The 324-nt window shown below is 36.7% G+C and carries 1 protein-coding gene; it reads right to left on the bottom strand.

Annotated features, from left to right (window positions below; translation table 11 throughout):
- A partial coding sequence (locus tag AKG33_RS03440) for a KilA-N domain-containing protein (RefSeq protein ID WP_161802459.1) occupies positions 1 to 312 on the bottom strand: 312 nt, incomplete at its 3' end.
- Positions 313 to 324: the final 12 nt, after the last annotated feature.

The following is a 324-nucleotide window of genomic DNA, read 5'->3' as shown; positions in this document are numbered from 1 at the left end:
CCTCAACTTGAGGCTCACGGGAAAATCAATGACTTGCGTCATATTTTCGCTAAATTCACCCGCTTTAAATGTTGGAACACCAACATTATGATTTCCGCTTTCATTTTTAAATGTTGGATTACAAGCATTATAATTTTCTCTTTCAATTTCAGCGATTAACGCTTGTGTTTCTTTATTTTGTAAAAAGAAGGTTGGGCGGTCTTTGTTTGCGCCACCGCTGGCTTTGTGTAAATCGTTTAAAGAATAGAGGTTCTCAAAAACATTAATTGCTTTATTGAGAATAGATAAAGGCTCAGCCTGAAGATTAGACATGTGCAGTCTCCT

The sequence above is a fragment of the Dichelobacter nodosus genome (assembly GCF_001263335.1).
In the GTDB taxonomy this organism is placed as follows: domain Bacteria; phylum Pseudomonadota; class Gammaproteobacteria; order Cardiobacteriales; family Cardiobacteriaceae; genus Dichelobacter; species Dichelobacter nodosus.
The sequence above is the reverse complement of the archived record's forward strand: the minus strand, read 5'-3'. Positions and strand labels throughout refer to the sequence as shown.